The sequence below is a fragment of the Streptomyces sp. NTD91 genome (genome assembly GCF_059510455.1).
The window spans coordinates 20,132-37,434 of the sequence record NZ_JCAJZW010000059.1 but is presented as its reverse complement, the minus strand read 5'-3'; the positions used below and the strand labels follow the sequence as shown (position 1 = coordinate 37,434).

The 17,303-nt window shown below is 69.5% G+C and carries 15 protein-coding genes and 5 pseudogenes; 12 read left to right on the top strand and 8 right to left on the bottom strand.

Annotation, left to right across the window (positions count from 1 at the left end):
* A pseudogene (locus AC5WRT_RS35600) lies at positions 1 to 373 on the top strand (transposase); the annotation flags it as partial.
* Positions 374 to 400: 27 nt separating this feature from the next.
* Here the strand turns inward: AC5WRT_RS35600 and AC5WRT_RS35595 are convergent.
* Positions 401 to 562, bottom strand: a pseudogene (locus AC5WRT_RS35595) (transposase); the annotation flags it as partial.
* A 174-nt stretch (positions 563 to 736) separates the two neighbouring features.
* Between AC5WRT_RS35595 and AC5WRT_RS35590 the strand changes: the two are divergent.
* Together AC5WRT_RS35590 and AC5WRT_RS35585 are read left to right on the top strand one after the other, a co-directional pair.
* A complete protein-coding gene (locus AC5WRT_RS35590; protein ID WP_496100957.1) occupies positions 737 to 3,034 on the top strand; it encodes a WD40 repeat domain-containing protein in 2,298 nt (765 codons plus the stop codon).
* 463 nt (positions 3,035 to 3,497) lie between these two features.
* Entirely contained in the window at positions 3,498 to 3,905 is a 408-nt protein-coding gene (locus AC5WRT_RS35585; RefSeq protein ID WP_496100956.1) for a hypothetical protein, read from the top strand.
* 606 nt (positions 3,906 to 4,511) lie between these two features.
* Here AC5WRT_RS35585 and AC5WRT_RS35580 read toward each other — a convergent pair.
* Entirely contained in the window at positions 4,512 to 4,892 is a 381-nt protein-coding gene (locus AC5WRT_RS35580; RefSeq protein WP_496098263.1) for a YybH family protein, read from the bottom strand.
* A gap of 152 nt (positions 4,893 to 5,044) precedes the next feature.
* Between AC5WRT_RS35580 and AC5WRT_RS35575 the strand changes: the two genes are divergently transcribed.
* Entirely contained in the window at positions 5,045 to 5,944 is a 900-nt protein-coding gene (locus AC5WRT_RS35575) for a helix-turn-helix domain-containing protein (protein WP_496098264.1), read from the top strand.
* Positions 5,945 to 6,495: 551 nt separating this feature from the next.
* Here AC5WRT_RS35575 and AC5WRT_RS35570 read toward each other — a convergent pair.
* On the bottom strand, positions 6,496 to 6,741 hold the full coding sequence (locus AC5WRT_RS35570; protein ID WP_496098265.1) for a hypothetical protein: 246 nt from the start codon (positions 6,739 to 6,741) through the stop codon (positions 6,496 to 6,498).
* A gap of 709 nt (positions 6,742 to 7,450) precedes the next feature.
* On the opposite strand from AC5WRT_RS35570, the pseudogene AC5WRT_RS35565 reads away from it, so the two are divergent.
* From AC5WRT_RS35565 to AC5WRT_RS35550, 4 genes and pseudogenes are all read left to right on the top strand, one after another.
* Positions 7,451 to 8,167, top strand: a pseudogene (locus tag AC5WRT_RS35565) (DUF3710 domain-containing protein); the annotation flags it as partial.
* The gene (locus AC5WRT_RS35560; protein WP_496100955.1) at positions 8,095 to 8,367 is read left to right on the top strand and encodes a DUF6924 domain-containing protein; all 273 of its coding nucleotides are present in this window, start codon (positions 8,095 to 8,097) and stop codon (positions 8,365 to 8,367) included. The pseudogene AC5WRT_RS35565 and the gene AC5WRT_RS35560, both read left to right, overlap by 73 nt.
* Entirely contained in the window at positions 8,291 to 8,491 is a 201-nt protein-coding gene (locus AC5WRT_RS35555) for a DUF6924 domain-containing protein (protein WP_496100954.1), read from the top strand. Before AC5WRT_RS35560 ends, AC5WRT_RS35555 begins: the two co-directional genes overlap by 77 nt.
* Before the next feature lie 138 nt (positions 8,492 to 8,629).
* The gene (locus AC5WRT_RS35550; protein WP_496100953.1) at positions 8,630 to 9,109 is read left to right on the top strand and encodes an HIT family protein; all 480 of its coding nucleotides are present in this window, start codon (positions 8,630 to 8,632) and stop codon (positions 9,107 to 9,109) included.
* Between the two features lie 897 nt (positions 9,110 to 10,006).
* Here AC5WRT_RS35550 and AC5WRT_RS35545 read toward each other — a convergent pair.
* Positions 10,007 to 10,600, bottom strand: coding sequence for a DUF4386 domain-containing protein (locus AC5WRT_RS35545; RefSeq protein WP_496098267.1), 594 nt, complete (start codon positions 10,598 to 10,600; stop codon positions 10,007 to 10,009).
* A gap of 167 nt (positions 10,601 to 10,767) precedes the next feature.
* On the opposite strand from AC5WRT_RS35545, the gene AC5WRT_RS35540 reads away from it, so the two are divergent.
* Positions 10,768 to 11,457: a TetR/AcrR family transcriptional regulator gene (locus tag AC5WRT_RS35540; protein ID WP_496100952.1), complete on the top strand. Its 690-nt coding sequence runs from the start codon at positions 10,768 to 10,770 to the stop codon at positions 11,455 to 11,457.
* A gap of 110 nt (positions 11,458 to 11,567) precedes the next feature.
* Here the strand turns inward: AC5WRT_RS35540 and AC5WRT_RS35535 are convergent, their stop codons facing one another.
* Positions 11,568 to 11,906, bottom strand: coding sequence for a putative quinol monooxygenase (locus AC5WRT_RS35535; RefSeq protein ID WP_496098269.1), 339 nt, complete (start codon positions 11,904 to 11,906; stop codon positions 11,568 to 11,570).
* Positions 11,907 to 12,004: 98 nt separating this feature from the next.
* Between AC5WRT_RS35535 and AC5WRT_RS35530 the strand changes: the two genes are divergently transcribed.
* Positions 12,005 to 13,024: a GlxA family transcriptional regulator gene (locus AC5WRT_RS35530; RefSeq protein ID WP_496098270.1), complete on the top strand. Its 1,020-nt coding sequence runs from the start codon at positions 12,005 to 12,007 to the stop codon at positions 13,022 to 13,024.
* A 447-nt stretch (positions 13,025 to 13,471) separates the two neighbouring features.
* Here AC5WRT_RS35530 and AC5WRT_RS35525 read toward each other — a convergent pair.
* A pseudogene (locus AC5WRT_RS35525) lies at positions 13,472 to 13,648 on the bottom strand (TetR family transcriptional regulator); the annotation flags it as partial.
* 799 nt (positions 13,649 to 14,447) lie between these two features.
* Between AC5WRT_RS35525 and AC5WRT_RS35520 the strand changes: the two are divergent.
* Positions 14,448 to 14,735, top strand: a pseudogene (locus tag AC5WRT_RS35520) (IS701 family transposase); the annotation flags it as partial.
* Positions 14,736 to 14,770: 35 nt separating this feature from the next.
* A complete protein-coding gene (locus tag AC5WRT_RS35515; protein WP_496098271.1) occupies positions 14,771 to 15,385 on the top strand; it encodes a DinB family protein in 615 nt (204 codons plus the stop codon).
* A 195-nt stretch (positions 15,386 to 15,580) separates the two neighbouring features.
* On the opposite strand, the gene AC5WRT_RS35510 is transcribed toward AC5WRT_RS35515, so the two are convergent.
* Entirely contained in the window at positions 15,581 to 16,090 is a 510-nt protein-coding gene (locus AC5WRT_RS35510) for a hypothetical protein (RefSeq protein WP_496100951.1), read from the bottom strand.
* Between the two features lie 600 nt (positions 16,091 to 16,690).
* A complete protein-coding gene (locus AC5WRT_RS35505) occupies positions 16,691 to 17,260 on the bottom strand; it encodes a TetR/AcrR family transcriptional regulator (protein ID WP_496098273.1) in 570 nt (189 codons plus the stop codon).
* Between the last annotated feature and the right edge of the window lie 43 nt (positions 17,261 to 17,303).

Sequence of the window (17,303 nt, the reverse complement as noted above, 5' to 3'; positions counted from 1 at the left end):
GCATCGTGCCCGTTGAACTGGCGGCTGTTCCTGCCCCGGGAGTGGGCGGACGACGCCGTCCGGCGAAGGAGGGCCGGCGTCCCCGAGGAGGTCGTTCACCGAGAGAAGTGGCGGCTGGCACCGGACGCCCTGGACGAGGTGGCGGGATGGGGGCTGATGCCGCCGGTCGTCGTGGCGGATGCCGGCTACGGTCAGAACGCCGACTTCCGCGCTGGGCCGGCCGAGCAGGGACACGCGTACGTGGTCGGAATCCACGGCGATATCACCGTCGAGCCGCATGAGGCGGTTCCCCCTTTTCGCCGCCTGGTCCGGCACCGGCCGCCGGCCGGTTCCCCGCTACCGCGCGGGCGTAGCGGCGGAAGCGGGTGTACACCGTCTTCCATGGGCCGTTACGGGTCGGCAGGTCGCGCCAGGAGATCCCGGTGCGGATCTTGCAGACCATGCCGTTGATGATCTTCCGGTTCTCGACGCGAGGTCGGCCCGTCACGGCTCGCGGGATCAGCGGAGCGAGTAACTCCCACTCGCGGTCGGTGAGTTCATGGCGGCGTATCTCACCCACCATGATCCACCACGAGATGATCTTTGAAGACGGACCCTAGTCCTGATTCTGACCCGTGGCGGTTCCGGCCGGTACTGCTTCCGACTGGCTGGCTCGCGGGTACCGGCTCACTGCCGAAGGATCGTGGGCCTTGGATTCCCTCCCCGAGCCGGAACAGGGCCGCTTACCGTGTTGGTCATGAAGAGCGATGCGCGTCTGGGCGGGGCCGGCACGGATGTGTCCGGGGCCGGCGTGGGTGTGGGTGCGGGTGCCGATGTGTCGTGGGCGGATCCGGGTCTGCTGGTGAACGGTGATCCGCAGGAGGTGGCCGGGCTGCTGGATGCGGGGGCGGAGTCGGGGCCCATCCTGACGGCGGCGGTGTACCGGGCGTCGGCGCATCTGCACCGGGACGCGGGGCCCAGGGGGCGGCGGCAGCTGCTGGCGCTGGACGCTGCCCGGTACGGGGACCGGGAGCTGTCGGCACGGATAGCCGCCGTGCCGGTGGCGGACGCCCCCGTGCCTTGGTGGACGGTGCGGTGGGCGACCGGATTCTCGCTCGACCACCGCTTCCGGTATCTCCTGCCCGGGCCTGACCGTGGGGCGCGTGTGGTGGCGACGGCGGTGCTGGACGGCCGTCCGGTCGCCGTCACCGGCAGCGACGACGGGACGGTGCATCTATGGGACCTGGCCACCGGACTGCCGTCCGGTGAACCGCTCCACGTCGGCGTCGGCCAGTTGTGCGCGCCGGCGACGGCGGTCGTGGACGGCCGCGCCGTCGCCGTGATCGGCGGCGGGAACGGAACGGTGGGGGTGTGGGACCTTGCCCACAGGCAACCTGTCGGCGACCCCCTCCAGAGCGCCACCGGCCGGATCTGCGCGGTGGCGACGGCAGTGGTGGACGGGCGGCCCGTCACCCTGACCGGCGACGGGGACGGAACGCTACGGGTATGGGACCTGGCCACCGGACAGGCCGCCGGCGACCCTTTCACCGTCTCACCCCCGCTGCCGCCGGTGCTGCGGCTGCTGGGGCTGCCGCTTCCCCTGCCGCAACTGGTGGCGACGGCAGTGGTGGACGGCCGGCCCGTTGCCCTCACCGGCGACGGGGACGGAACGCTACGGGTGTGGGACCTGGCCACCGGGCAGCCCGTCGGCGACCCCCTCCAGAGCGGCACCGGTCGGATCTGCGCGGTGGCGACGGCAGTGGTGGACGGTCGGCCCGTCGCCCTGGCCGGCTGCGGGGACGCAACGGTACGGACGTGGGACCTGGCCACCGGGCAGCAGGTCGCCGCGCGGCCGGTCGGCCGCGATGTCCCGGTGTCCGCGCTGGCGACGGTAGTGGTGGACGGTCGGCCCGTCGCCCTGGCCGGCTGCGCGGACGGGACGGTACGGGTGTGGGACCTGGCCACCGGACAACCCGTCGGCGATCCGCTGACGGGCCCCGCCGGCGGGCAGCGGGCGCTGACGACGGCGGTGCTGGGGAGCCAGGCCGTCGCCGTCATCGGTGCCGGGGACGGAACGGTGCGGGTCTGGGATCTGGCCACCGGCCGGGCCGTCGGCAGCCCCCTGACCGGCCACACCCGTAAGGTGCGGGCACTGGCGACGGCGGTGCTGGACGGCCGCCCCGCCGTCCTCAGTGGCAGCAAGGACGGAACGGTGCGGGTCTGGGACGCGGCCACCGGCCGGCCCGTCGGCGCCCCTCTCCCCGCGGACGACCTGGGGGTGAAAGCGGTGGCGACGGCGGTGCTGGACGGCCGTCCCGTCGCCGTCACCGGAGGCGAGGACGGCATGGTCCGGGTGTGGGACCTGGCCACCGGGCAGGAGATCGGCGAACCCCCGTCCGGCCGTGATGTCCCGCTGTGTGCGGTGGCCACGGCGGTCGTCGACGGCCGTCCCTTCGCCTTGGCCGGCGGCGAGGACGGGATGCTGCATCTGTGGGACCTGGCCACCGGACAGCCCGTCGGTGACCACATCACGGCCCACATCCCCAGCATGGACGCACTGGCGACGACGGTGGTGGACGGTCGGCCCGTCGCCGTGACCGGCCTCGACCACGGGACCGTGCGGGTGTGGGACCTGACCACCATGCAGCCCGTCGGCAAACCCCTGACCGACCGCACCGGCCCGGTGGGCGGCGTGGCCACGGCCGTGCTCGACGGCCGTCCCGTCGTCGTCGGCAGCGCGGACAAGACGCTGCGCCTGTGGGACCTGACCACGCAAGAGCCCAGCGGAGAACACCTCCACGGTCACACCGGCAAGGTGCGTGCGGTGGCCACAGGTGTGGTGGACGGGCGCCCCGTCGTCGTCACCGGCGGCAACGACAGGACGGTACGGGCACGGGACCTTGCCACCGGCCGCCAACAGGGCGCGGCACTGGTGTTCCCCCACGAAGTGACCGCGGTGGCCGTACTGGCGGACGGCAGCCTGGCGGTGGGCTTCGGCCCGGAGATCGCTGTGCTGTCCCTCCGCTGCAGCGGAGGGACGTGCCACCGCCCTTGAAGCTGCCGAGCGGCCCGATTGGCAGCGCAACCCGAAGGTGGAGATCCCGCCGGTCTCGGTCACGGCGTTCGTGGACGACAGGAAGCCGAGGCACAGCGCAACGGAGGCAACCGGCTCCCGCCCCAGCCGAACGCCGAGCTCGGGGCCGCCCGTCATCTGACGCAGCCGCCGAGGGGCCTGTGATCCTCCGGCGCCGCGACGGCGGACTCGTCACCCAGCACTTCGAGGGCCTGCCCTTCGCTGTCGTCAGGGCGCGCGGTGCCGTGCCGCAGTCGTCGGCTGGGCGTGTACGCCCTGGCAACGCCCGCGAGGAGTGGGGTTCCCGAAGGGCAACCACGGTGTCCGCGTGGACAGTTGGTGCGCACCGGTCGCGGCGTGGTGTATAAATGGCTTCCTTTGACCACGGGGACGGTATCGGATGAACGGTCGAATCGAATCGGAGTGCTCCAGACGCCTGGCTCACGTGACGGGCAGGACGTCGTCCAGCCACGGCACGGTACGGGTGACCACCACCACGTACGACACCTACCCGCTGGCGATCCGTCGGCCGCAGTCGGGCGTGAGCATGCTCGAGGTGGAATGCGGCAGTTGTGGAGCGGCCGTGGGCGTGCGGGTCAGCAGCATCGCCGACACTCTCCGAATCAAAAGGCGCCTGGCCATCTCCGCGTCGGTGCTCGCGGTCGTCCTGCTCGCCGCTGTGATCGGTGTGGGCCAGGCAGGGCTGGACGCCGCTCCCTTCGCCGCCTTCATCGCCGCGGGCGGCGGTTACGCCGTCTACAAGACATACCAGGGTTGGAAGCGCTACGACGGCATCAAGGCGCGCCTGAGAGGTCACCGAGTGCTCCCACCAGCGGTCAGGAAGAGCGGCTGACGGTTTTCTCGCCCCCGCGTCCACACGCGGGCGGACTGGTACGGGTCGGAGACGGGTTTGTAGGCAGTATCACCCTTTCAGGCGAGGCAGCTTGCTTCTGAGGGGATGTGGCCTCGGGGCATTTGAACCGGGTTTTCCGGGCAGCCTGGTCCAGCATCCGCCCCGGTGCCGTGGCGCCGTTCACGTTCACGGTCTTCCGCAGCGTCTCGGCCGCGTCGAAGCGGTCGTCCGTATCTGATTCGCTACCTCGTGTCGGTTCCGGTCCAGCGCACCAGCGGTGCTGATCTGCAGAAACTGCTCGATCAAATTCCCGTATGGGCTCAGGTGAAGGGGCTGACACTCGTGACTGCCCTACCGAGGGGAGAGGGCCGGCGCGTGCTGCTGACGGGCGGTGCGGTCAACGCTGAGGACTTCATCGACCTCACTCACACGTGCGGCGCGCGGGTGCTGTACTTCGACAGCGATGTGTTCGCCGCGGAGGAGTTCGCCGTCTTGGACGGTGACGGGCTGTTCGTACCCTCCCAAGGCCAGACGGCCAGACCGCACGCCGGTTCCCACGCGCCGGCGTTGACTGCCCCGGCACGCATTTCGGGCTCAGGCCGTCGCTCAGGCTGTGCCGAGCGGATTGAGGACGGCGAACCGCCAGCAGCCGTCGGCGTCTCGGCATGCGACGTTGGCGGTGGTGCCGGTCGAGGAGAGACGCTCGCCGTCGGGGGCGGTGACTTCGAGGGTCCATTCGGTGACGAGCAGGGCGGCCTCGGCGCCGACCAGGGTGTACCGGGGGATGTTGGTGAGCCGTCCACAGGCGGCGACGGTCCCGCTGATCTCCCGGCGCAGCGCTTCGTTGCCGGTGATGACCTCGCCGGCCGGCGTGCGCATGGTGGCGCCGGGGGCGAACAGGGCGAGCACGCCCTCGACGTCACCGGCGTTCAGGGCATCCTCGAACGCACCGGGCAGCAGTGCGGGATCGGTGATCGCAGTCTTCACAGTGGTGGGTCCTTACCTGGTGTGTGCCCATCGGGGCAGGGATGATGTACGGGCGCGCCGCGGGTCTCAGGGGGTACAGACCGGCACGCGCGGCGATGCCTCCACGATCCCCGCCAAGGTGCTCCCGTGACGAGGTAGAGTCGGGACCCGCCATGGTCAGAGTTGGACAACGCGACGTGATCGACATCGCCTTCCGCAATCCCGGCCACCCGCGGCTGGGTATCGAGGTCCTGACGTTCGACGTCCTGCGCCGCCGCCTGAAAAGGGAAGTCGCCCGCACCGCGAGTCGGCCGGACTTCCACCAACTGCTCCTCGTGCGAGGCGGTGAGGCAACCATGATGGTCGATTTCGTCCCCCAGCCCTGTGCACCGGGCAGACTGCTGCATCTGCGGCCCGGGCAGGTCCAGCGGTTCCCGGCCGATGCGGCGGGTCGCCTGGCCGAGCTGGATGCCGTGCTGGTGCTGTTCACCGCCGCCTTCCCACCGCGACTGCCTCAGCTCGCGTCCCTCCTCGACGGCTTCGGCCCTGCCGGCTGGACGCTGCCTGCGGGGAACCACCAGGTCCTCGACCGGGCCCTGGCCGAGATCGCGGCCGAGTACCACACCCTGGAGGACCGCCGGGAGGACACGCACGCCGACCTCACCGTGCCACTGCTACGCCAGCTCCTCGGCGCGGTGCTGCTGCGCCTGGCCCGGCTGCCCCATCCGGACCGTACCGCCTCGGCGAGCGCCGGCGGCGAGGTCTTCCGTGCCTTCCGCTACGAGCTGGAGCGCTCCTTCGCCACCACCCGCTCCGTGCAGAGATACGCCGCTCGACTCGGCTACTCACCACGCACCCTGACCCGGGCCTGCCGGGCCGCCACCGAACGCACCGCCAAGGAACTCATCGACGCCCGCGTCGCCCTGGAGGCGCAGCGTCTGCTCGTGCACACCGACCTGGCCGTCGCCGCGATCGGCCGGATGCTCGGATTCTCCGAACCCGCCAACTTCGGGAAGTTCTTCACCCGCGAGACCGGCGACACCCCTGGCGGCTTCCGCACCCGCTGGCGCTAGGCAGGAGACCGGGTTGTGGCGTAGCACTTCGGGCGCTCAACGCTCTTGTGTGTGCTGGTGTTGCTCAACGGCCAACGAAGCATGCTGATCGAGGGCATACCCACCGACCGGGCCAAGGCCGCCCGCTCGCCGATGTCCTCAGCGACTGCCCGGATGTTCCCGTCACCGTCACCACGGCACACTGACGAGTCGGCCCTGGGTGCCCCGGCCGGTCGGCTCACGCCAGGCGCTGACAGCCGAGACGTCATGGTGTAGGCCCACTCCGCGTGGCACACAGGCGCGCGCGATCTTTCCGGCGTTCCGACGCGCACCCCGGGGCCCTCTCCTACCGTCGTCTCAATCCGGCGTTCAGCGGCGAGCGTGACAGTGGAGCCGACACGAATGCAGGGCAGTAAGGCCTTGCTCGAGGCGCTGCGGATTCTGCATGACCATGAGGAGGTTGCCGAGCACGGCTGGGTGGTGCTCGGCATGCTGCGTGCCGAGCACCAGCTCGGCAGCCTGTGGGTTCTGCATCTGACCGGGAAGCAGGTCGCCTCGGTGGCCTGCGCGTTCTACCTGCGTGCGGCGCGGTGGGGCTTCTCGTCCTCGGCCGCGGGCTCGATCCCGAGGATGTGCTCACACATCCACTGCTGCACGGAGGTGAGATTGTCCCAGCCCAGCCGGACCGAGCGCACCCACCGCCCCAGGTCCTCGCCCTGGTGCACGACGATGCCCGGCTTTATAGGCAGCTCGCCGCTGGCCCCCATGTGCAGCTGGAGCAGATGAAAGGCGCGCTGCCACTCCACCAAGGCTGCCATGAGCCTTCCTTGCCTCTGCCCTCCGGCGTGGTCGATGCATTGCTGCCGCCTCCGGCGTTCCAGCAGCCTTTGGCATCGCCGTAGCACCGTCGCGGCACGCGGTTTTGTGCCGACTTTGTGGTGTGCGGGACGGTTGAACGCCTCGCCGGTGGCGAGGACTCCGCCCACGTCGTGCCACGTCGCTGGAAGACTCTCCTCGAGACGCTGCGGGCGGTGAGGCCGCACGGCGAGCAAGGGCCGATCCCGGATGGCGGGCAGGGTACGAAGGGCGGCAGAGGACGACTGATGAACCAGGTCAGGGCGTAAGCAAAACAGGTCGTCGAGCAGTACGGCCGGGACGGGGCGCTCTCCGTAGAGAGTCGCGACTCGGCCGAATTCGGCGCCTGGGACCGGCTGACTCCGGGTGTGCTTCTCGTGGCGGCCCTCTGCCTCGCCGCGAGCGAGGACCCGACACTGGCCGATCAGATGGCACAGTCCGGCGACTCACTGTTGTCCCGGCTGAGTTCAGAGGACCTGCGGGCGATCGAACTGGACGCTGCGGACGCGTCGACGTTTTGGGAGCGGGCGGTGGCTCAGCTATCGGCGTATGCCTCGCCCTACACTCTCGACGGCCTGTTGGCGCAAGCGGAAGACCTCTGGTCCGAAGCGCTCGAATCAGGCGAACTGACCCGCCCCCCGGGTCAGGAACGGCGAGTCGGGGCCTTGGGGCGCGGCGGAAACTGCGATGCCCTATGGCGTGGAACGCCTCGACTACGGTGCTCTGCAAGTGCCGCGGTTGGAGGGCGCGCGGATGCATCCGCTGAACGCCGGTGTGCGCATCGTCGGGGCGGTCGTCTCATCCGGCGATGAAGTGCTGAATCTCCAGGTGTTCAGGGCCCCGTCGGGCCCAGTCTGGGAAACGGTCCGTCCGAAGACTGTCCAGAGTGTCCGGAACCAGGGCGGTAGCGCGGAGGAAGCCGTCAGCAGCTTCGGCCTGGAGGTCCGTGCCCGGGTCCCGGTCGTACGGGACGGCAAGCAGGTACTGCAGCCTACGCGGATCATCGGTTATGGCGGGCCTGGATGGTTCTTGCACGGCGTCTGTGGAGGGCCCGCAGCATTGGCGGACGTGGTGGATCCGCGGGCCCATCACCTCTTCACGCAGACGGTGGTCGACCTTTCGGCCGCAAAGTGTCACACCGACACAGTGGACGGCGCAGACCATCTTCCCGGCCTGGAACGGGTTCTCGCAGACGTGGCAGGAGGCGCTCGGCACCGGACCGAGCCGCGGGGCATCCGAAGCAATTGGAAGGAACGCCTGGTCAGCTGCGGCATCTCACCGAACATGGGCCCGGCCCGTTCGCCCTCCCCCCCGGCGTGGCAGGACGTGACGGCGACGCTGATGGGACCCTGGGGGACAGGCAGTACGAGGCACACGTCCACTTCATAGACGACCCGGCCTGGGCAGGAGCGACCGTTGACGAGGCGCTGACTGCGGTTAGCGCCGACGAGAACCTGGCCGTTGTCTTCCTCGGCGACCGGACATCCATGCAGGCCGAGAGCCACGCGTTGCTTGGCGGTTACCACGCTGACGCGGGAGGAGTGCGTGGACGACGAGGGCTACGAGCAGCTGACCGAGTTCGGCCGTGAGTTCCGCACCGTCCCACCGGGGGTCCCCGAGGTCCACGCCGACCTGAGCATCGGCAACCCGGGCTTCGAGGAGTACGCCGCATGGGCTCACGGTGATCCCGAGGAGATCTACCGGTTCTTCTGAACAGGGCTCACGGAACTGCGGACAGAGCCTTGAAAACGGCCGGGGCCGCTCCTCGCCTCGCTTGGTTGGTCCTTGAAGTGAATGGGGAGGGTGGGGAGCGAAGAGCAGGTCTTGATCACCTGCGGATAGGCTCGGGCCATGACCGGTAACTGGCGGATAGACCGGATCGGGGCTGCTCTGCGGGGCGAGAATCCGACCGTGCAGCGGCGGCTTGAGTCTGGCTTCGCGGTGATCGGCGACGTTCAGTTCCTGCCCGGGTACTCAGTTCTCCTCGCGGACGATCCGGGTGTTCAACGGCTGTCTGACCTGCCGAGGGCCAAGCGGCTGTCGTTTCTGTTCGAGATGGATCAGCTCGGCGAAGCGGTTGAGCGGGCCTGCCGGCGGCTGGATCCAGATTTTCGCCGCGTCAACCTGGAGATTCTCGGCAATACGGACCCGTTCCTGCATGCCCATGTCTGGCCGCGGTTTGAATGGGAGCCAGCCGAGCTGGTGGGCAAGCCAGTGTGGCTGTATCCGCGTGAGCGGTGGAGTGATGAGCGGTTCATGCTCGGCCCGCAGCATGATGTGCTGCGGGATGCCATCGGCAGCGAATTGGACCGACTGCGTTCGATGGCCTGACGGGGAGGGCCCGCCGACCGCCAGGCCGGCGGGCCCGGTGATCGGTAACGGTCAGTAGACGTCACGGAGTCCTTCGCAGCAGAACGATGTCGGGGACGGCCGTGGGGACAGAGGGGCGGGCCGCTTCCGGGGTCGCCAGAAGCGCGACGATGGTGACCGGCTGCTGGCAGTGCGGACAGTTTCGGGTCGCCGTCGGTTCCAACGGGTCGCGTTCCGGGGCTGGTTGGCGTGATGACGCTCGACTGCACGGTTTGGGCTGCAGTGGCAACTCCGGCAGAGGGGGGCGATGTCAGTGCCTCGCCGAGTCGGCGGGCCCGGTCTTCGTCCCGGGCCTGGTCACGTCTGCGTTCGGCGTCTTTGCGGCAGGCCGGTGAACAGTAGATCTGTCGGACAGTCCTGAGGGCCACAAAGGGTACCTCGCAGACGGGACAGGTGCGTTTCTCCCTCGCGTCCTCGCCGTTCTACCTCCGCGTCGCACACCTTTCCCGGCGCGACAACGCAGCCGACCGGCGCGCACGTGTCAACGCGCGCGTCCACACGCTCCGATGCGCTCCGACCGATCGGCCGGCATATGCCCCTGACATGCGAGATAGTTTGCGTGAATCGCCCAAAGCCATACCAACCACCCTTGGGAGACTCCATGGTGACCCCACGCATCCTCACCATCACACTCGCCGCAGCGAGCCTGATCGCCATCGGCCCCACCAGTGCACTGGCCGCATCGACGCACAGTGCCGCAGTGCCCGGCGGCCGTGCGGCCACAGCGGTCAGCCGGTTCGACGACGGCAGCTTCGAGTACCCCACCGCACCGACGGGCTTGTTCCATACCTACTCGGCTGGTCAGTCCATCGGCCCCTGGAAGGTGACGAGCGGGAGCGTGGACCTGATCGGCGCCGGCTACTGGCAGGCGGCGGAGATCTGGGGATATGCGCCGAACAGCTCGGCAATCGCCGAGGCGAAGATCAGCGGGCCGCCGATCAGTCCGAGGCAGGCGATGAAGCGCGGGACGAGGCCCGCTCGGTACATGACGTACGCCATCAGGACCGTGTTCGCGCCGCAGACGAAGTCGGGGCCGATGAGGAAGGTCCAGTCGTGGGCGGCGACCAGGGCCTTGTCGAGGGCGAGGAGGGCGGCGTCCGGGTGCGGTCCGTGCGTCGCGTGTCGACGCATCGTCACCACTGAAAGGAGACTGACGACGCCGACGATGATGACGGACGCCTCGAGGGTGCGCAGGCCGACATAACCGGCGGCCAGGGCCTCGTTGTGCCGCCTGGCGACGGGGAACAGCGTGACCGCGGTGCCGATGATCGCGAGCGCGAGGATCACCTTGCTCAGCGCTCCCAGGAGTACCCGGGTGTCGGGACCCTGACCCAGCACGTAGGCGGGGTTGTTCAGTACGGGGCCGTAGAGCGCGAGGCCGCCGATGGACGCCGCATGGGTGACGAGATAGCACAGGCCGGCCGCTGCAGCGAGCTTTCTCGGTGAGGCCACCGGGACTCCTTGGTCGATGAGTCGATGAGGGGCCGCGCGGGGGACCGCTGACGTGTCTTTCCGCGGCCTCAGGTGTACGCCGTACACCGTCGGGCCTGACGGTGTACGGCGTACACCTGTCAATGAGCGAGATCGGTCGGCGGCCGGTCGCGAGTGAGGTGCCGGCCATGGCCCGGCAGGAAGACGCCCTACACCGGACCCTTCTCAACAGGGTGCGCGTGCTGAGGGCCGCGGTTGCGTTCGCCGACGGCCGCGGCATCGAAGCATTGAGCATGCGCAGCCTCGCCCAGGAGCTGGGCGTCGTTCCCATGGCGCTCTACAAGCACGTGGCCGGCAAGGAGCAACTGCTCGACGGCATGGTCGACGTCGTCGTGGGTGAGATCGACTCCCCGGTCGGCGGCAGCGGCTGGAAGACAGCCGTCAGGCAGCGCATCCTCTCCGCCCGCTCTGCTGCGGCACCCGTGGGCCTCACGCGTCATCGAGTCGCGCACTCGCCCCACGCCCGCCGTGCTGGACTACCTGAACTCCCTCATCGGCATGTTCTGCTCCGGGGGCCTGTCCGCCGACCTCACTCACCATGTGATGCATGCGCTCGGCAGCCGCTGTGGGGCTTCACCCCGGAGCTGTTCCCCGCGTCGCCGGACAGCACCCCGGGCGCGCGGGAGGACGCACTCCCGGAGATGGCGGCCAAGTACCCCTACATCGTGGAGATCGCAACGGCTCGGCCTCACGACAGCGCGACGACCGTGGGCCAGGGCTGCGACGACCAGTCCGAGTTCGAATTCGCACTCGATCTCCTCCTGGACGGGTGCGAACGGCTTCATCACCAGGGCTGGACATCCGCCGGCCGCTCGTGATGCAGCGCGGCCTCGTGCGGACGGGTACCACCGCACGAGGTGCGCAGGGCCGGGGCGGTTCGGCTTTTCCCTCACCGCCACGTCACCCGGCGGCGCGGACCCGGCCCCGTTCAGGCGGTCGGGAGCTTGGCGGCCAACACGTCGTGCGGGCCGACCTCCGGCTTTGCCGCCAGCAGGCGCGGGCCCTCGGACCGCAGGACGGCCGCGATCTTCCCTTCCACGTGGGTGCGACGGGCCTCCTCGTTCGCGAAGGCGTCGAAGATGCCGAAGGTGGTCGGGCCGAGGCGCAGCGCGAACCACACGGTGGTGCCGCTCTCCTCCTCGGCCAGGGGGAGAGCCCCGGTGAGGAGCTCCTCGAGTTCCTGGGCGTGTTCCGGCTTGGCCTCAAGACGGACGAGGAGCCCGACACGGGCGTTGGCCGGGATGGCGGGGGTCAGGGGCTGGTCCATGGGTTTCTCCTGGAAGAGGACGGTCGGTGTGATCACCGTAGGACCGGGAAACGTGGCCCCCCAGTGGCGGATGCGACACATGCCGTACCGTTTCCGACATGAAGATCTCGGTGCTGGTCGTCGACGCCGTCTTCGACTCCGGACTCTCCTCGGTGCTCGACGTGCTGCGGACGGCCAACGAGTTGCGGCTGGAGATCCCGGAGCCCCCACCGCCGTGGCAGGTCCAGTGCGTCAGCCCGCACGGACCGGTGCGGACGGCGGCCGGTCACCTCGTGGACACGGTCACGCCGGAGGTCGCCACGCAGCCGGACGTGCTGGTCGTACCGGGCGTGTGGCACAAACGCCCCGAGCCGCTCACCGCCTGGGTGGCCTCGTCCGAGCAGCGGCCCGTACGAGAGATGGTCCAGGACGCTCGTGCGGCCCGGGTTCCTCTGGCGGCTGCCTGCACCGGGACCTTCCTGCTCGCGGAGAGCGGCGTGCTGGACGGGCTGCCCGCGACCACCAGTTGGTGGCTCGCTCCCGAGTTCCGGCGGCGCTATCCCAAAGTGGCCCTGGAAGAGAGCCGGATGATCAGCCGGGGTCCGGACGTCACCACGGCCGGGGCCGCCATGGCCCACCTCGACCTGGCTCTGTGCCTGGTGCACGACAGCAGCCCGTCCCTGGCCGACCTCACCGCGCGCTATCTGGTCGTCGACGCCCGCCCCACCCAAGCCGATTACGCCATACCCAGCCACCTGGCGCGCACCGACCCGATCGTCAGCGCCTTCGAGCGGTGGGTTCGTGGACACCTCCAGCAGCCGCTGCGCATAGCGGACGCGGCCCGGGCCGTCGGCACGAGCGAACGCACACTGCAGCGCGCGCTGGGCCGCGTGGCGGGCGTCTCGCCGCTGCGCTTCGCCCAGCGGATCCGGCTCGAACAGGCCATGCACCTGCTGCGCACCACCGATCTGCCGATCGAGGCGGTGGCCCGCAAGGTGGGCTACGAGAACGGCACCACACTCACGTCCCTGCTGCGACGGCGCCTGGGCACCACTCCCGGGCAGGTGCGGCGTCAAAGGGCGCCCGCTGGGCTCCCACCCCGCGGCGAAACATGCTCACCTCGCTCGTCCACCCCCTGAGCGGACTGCCGGCAGGGGCTGCGCAGACCGCCGCGGCCCCCATGGCGCCGTGCTCCGGACAACCCGCTCCCTCGACGCCGCCGTCGACCACCTGCGGGCCCTGCCGCCCGGGGAGCGGGAACATGACGTGTGGGACGAGGACGCGGCCCGGTTCTCCCAGCTGAAGCACGCCAACCTCAACTTCCTGGTCCGCTGCAGCTTCGCCGCCCGCCACGCGAGGGCCTGCGCCCACTGCGTGACCCGGCGACCGTCCACCTCGAGGACGATGAGGGCACCGGCGCATGACGCCACGTCAGGGCGCGTATCGGGTCGTGATCAAAGATCATCGCAGCTTCCGGGGGCCCGTCCGGGGTACGGGGCCCGGCGATCCGCGGCTGCGCCGCGTGGCCGCAGGCGGGCAGCGGCGGAGCCCGAGAGCCCCGGGTGCGCGCCTGCCGGGAGGGTGCGTCAGACGGGGGCGAGCCGGTCCACCAGCAGCTCCAGCCTCGACTCGGTGTACTCAGGCGGCAGCCGTCCCGACCGGGTCAGGCTCGCCACCTCGTGCAGGGACGCCCAGAACACCTCGGTGAACAGTCCCGGGGCGACGCCGTCCCCGACGACCTCGCCGACCAGTGCGCGAAGCGCTCCCTGCTCTCGGCCATTGGCAAATCGTCGCAGCAACCGCGAAGATCCGGCAGCGGTACTACGTAGCACGACGTCCGCGAGCGTCCTCTGGGCGACCACCTCTGTCCTGGCGCCGGGCTGACGGGGGACGGGGGGAGCTGATGGCGAGGGCGGCCGGGTAGAGCACCTGGCGCCCGTAGCGGGCGCGGGCGTGGTCGGCGACGGCTTCGATCGCGAGGGGCATGTCGTCTCCTGCGTCGAGGCTGAACTGCCGGGTGGCCCGGTCGGCGGGGCGAAGGGCATCGGCACGCAGAGAGATGCTGCGGACCCGGGCGCGCTGGAGTCCGAGGAGTCCTCCACGGCGTATGCCGCGCGGGCCAGGAGGACGGTCGGTGTGCTGCTGCTCGTCGGCGGCGGTGCGGTTGCGACTGCCGGTGCAGTTCGGTGGCCTGCAGCAGCAGATCCCGCCGGGTCAGGTCGGGGGAGAGGGCATCGAGGGCGCCGATACGAAGTCCTCGCCGCTCACGGCTGAGTAGCGCTGGAGTGCGGCGAGTCGTTGTCGGGGGTCCAGGGGCGTGGCCATGAGGGGTAGCGTGCCAGCCGAGCTGGAATCCGGCTCGCGGATATCTGCGTCCGGCCCGTTGCGGGAACGAGTGCCGCCATCGTTGATCATCGGTGTGTGAAGGCAGAAGATCAGGCGGTGGCCGCAGGTCACAGCGCAGACCCTGCCCGCTGGCAGGAGGCATTCGAGGCCCTGATGGGCCGCATCGCGGGCCGGTTCGCGCGGGTCGAACCACAACGTCGGGTCCGGCAGTTGGCCCTCGACACCGGCCACCAGTCCGCGTGGATCGCGGGCGACGAGGTCTACGGAGGCAACCCGACCCTGCGGACCGCGCTGGAGGAACGCGGCACCGGCTACGTTCTCGCGGTGGCCTCCTCGCACGAAGTCACCACCAGGGCAGGGAAGTTCCGAGCGGACGGCCTGGCCAGGAAGGTGCCCCGGCGAGCCTGGCAGAAGCTGTCGGCCGGGACCGGAGCGAAGGGCCGCGGCTTCCCCCACTGTGCCGTCATCGACCTGGCCGACTCCCGGCCGGGCAGCCGGCAGATTGAGCCTGCCGACGGTGCATGACAGGCTCATGCCCCATGATCGATGATTTCGCGAAAGAGTACCTGCACAGCGATCTTCGAGAGATCCGCGAGGCGATGCTCTGGAAGCTCGACGGGCTCGGTGAGTACGACATCCGCCGCCCCCTGACCTCGACGGGCACGAACCTTCTCGGCCTGGTCAAGCACCTGTCGATCTGGGAGTCCAGGTACTTCGGCGAGGTCTTCGACCGGCCGTTCCCCGAACCTCTGCCCCGGTGGGACGATGCCGGGGAACGAGGTGCCGACATGTGGGCGACCGAGCACGAGACGCGCGAGGAGATCGTCGACCGTTACCGTCGCGTCTGGGAGCACTCAGACGCGACGATCACCGCCCTCGCCATCGACGCTCCCGGCTACGTGACCTGGTGGCCACGCCCCAACGTGAGGCTGTTCAACATCCTTGTCCACATACTCACCGAGACCAGCCGGCACGCCGGACACGCCGACATCCTGCGCGAACAACTCGACGAGTCGACAGGCACAACAGCCCAGTACACGACTCCACAGCGCGACGCGGCCTTTTGGGAAGCCCAGTGCGCGAAGATCGAGCGAGCCGCCAAAGCAGCCATGACCAAGCCCGATCACGCTGGTTCCCATGACACCACGCTTTGAAGGTCAGTGTCCTGTCTCAACTGATCTGATCTGGTCCGGGTCTGGGGCTGTGACCTGCTACGACCAGAAAAATTGAGTCACCTCGGTGCCGGTGATCCCAGTTGATCTGGTCCTTGGCGGAAGAATGCTGACTCTCGTCTCAGTCGATGCGGTCTGCTTCCACCGTGGGCCTCAGGGACCCGGCTTCTCGGGCGCTCACGCCCGGCTGGAGAGAGGATCTCGAAGCTCCACGCTGAGTCGGATCGAGGTGTCGATGGGCAGTCCCATGCGGGAGTAGCGAAGATCTGCCGAGTACTTCGCGATGAGGTCGAGATCCCTCAACTGCCGCTGCAGTTCAGCGGCCAGCGCTTCGTCCGGATCAGGGACGAGCTCGTCTCCATCCCGCTCGGCCAGGTACTCAAGGTGTTGATCAACCGCCTCCACCGCCCGGCGACTCGTCCAGCAGGCGAAGTCGTGGCAGCCGAACAGATAGGCGTGCGCGGCATACAACGCTGCCGCTGCAGCAGATTCGTCCGCATCATCGGGCCCGTCCTGGCCGTCGTTGTGGCAGTAGTCGCTGAGCATGTACTCGGCGACACCGCGCTTCACTGCCGAGAAGGCCGTCGTATCACCGAGAACGCCCTCCCACACAGAGTTCAGCAGGGGGCGAAGGGCCATGGTGAACGGCGCCTGCTCGTCTTCGGGAAGCGCCTCGTGCCGGCTCATGAGCCGTTCCGCAACACCGGCAGCGAAAACGCCGCGTTCCCCGGACGACCTCGCCCTCAGCCGCTTCTGCACCAGCGTTGAGAGCTCCTGCCATCTGTTCGTACGAACCGCCCCCGAGTCGCGAAGCCGGCGTGCTCACACTGGCAAGGGCCGATCATGCCACCCACCAGGGACAGCTGACCGAGCGAGGATCCCTGGACGTCGATCACGGGATACAACCGTTTCCCCTCAACCCATCCACGGACCGCATCAGTTCAGCCACGACAACGTCACTCGAGGATCCCCCGGCGGCCGGGTGATCGACATCGCTGATGCGAAAGGGACACAGGATCCGGGGTGCCGCAAAAGGTGTAGGTTCTCGTCGCTCATGTCCTACGGCGAGGCTGTGACCTGTGGCTACTCGTGGGGTCTCACGCCGTGGCCAGCCACTCGTCCTCAGTGCTGTGTCCAAACCCTCGGCCTTTGCCACCGAGGGGGCTGTCATGGTCGCGTGCATGGCTCGCGCAGCGAGCTTCTCGTCCCGGGGCAGCGTCCTGGGCGGGGCGCCGCGGCGCATGCGGGTCCCGGCAATCGTGCCGCCGGTGGCCGGCGGTGCGGTGCTCACCGGCCGGGCGCCCCCGCGCGCAGGCCGTCCATGACGAGGTCGAGGAGCCTGGTGGCGCGGGGTTGCCAGTCGTCGTTGGGGTCGAGCTGCCACAGGCCCGCGATAGCGAGGAGGAAGTCGTCCCCCGTGACGCCGGACCGGACGGTGCCGGCTTGCTCGTTGGCGCGGAGCAGCAGTTCCGCCGCCTCGATCACCGGCGTGGGGGCCGGCTTCGCCGGACTGCCTGGCGCGCTGGTGACCTGCCGGATCGCGTCGGCCAGGCCGACCTTGGTCATCGCGAACTCCGAAAGCCGGTCCATCCAGGCACGCAGGGCCTGTGCGGGCGGCCGGGTCCGGAGCAGATGCGCGGCACTCTCGGCGACCTGCTGCATCTCATGCCGGTAGATCTCCAGGACGAGTGCCTCGCGGTTGGGGAAGTTGCGGTAGAAGGTGCCCTGGCCGACGCCGGCCTTCTTGGCGATCGCGCTCAGCGGCGTGTCCGCGCAGCGGGACAACTCGGCGAGTGCCACCTCCAGGATGCGCTCGCGATTGCGCTGGGCGTCCGAGCGCCGGGGTGCGTCCTTCATCTGCGGCACTCGTCCTTCCCGAGGGTTCGTGGCCGAACCTCGC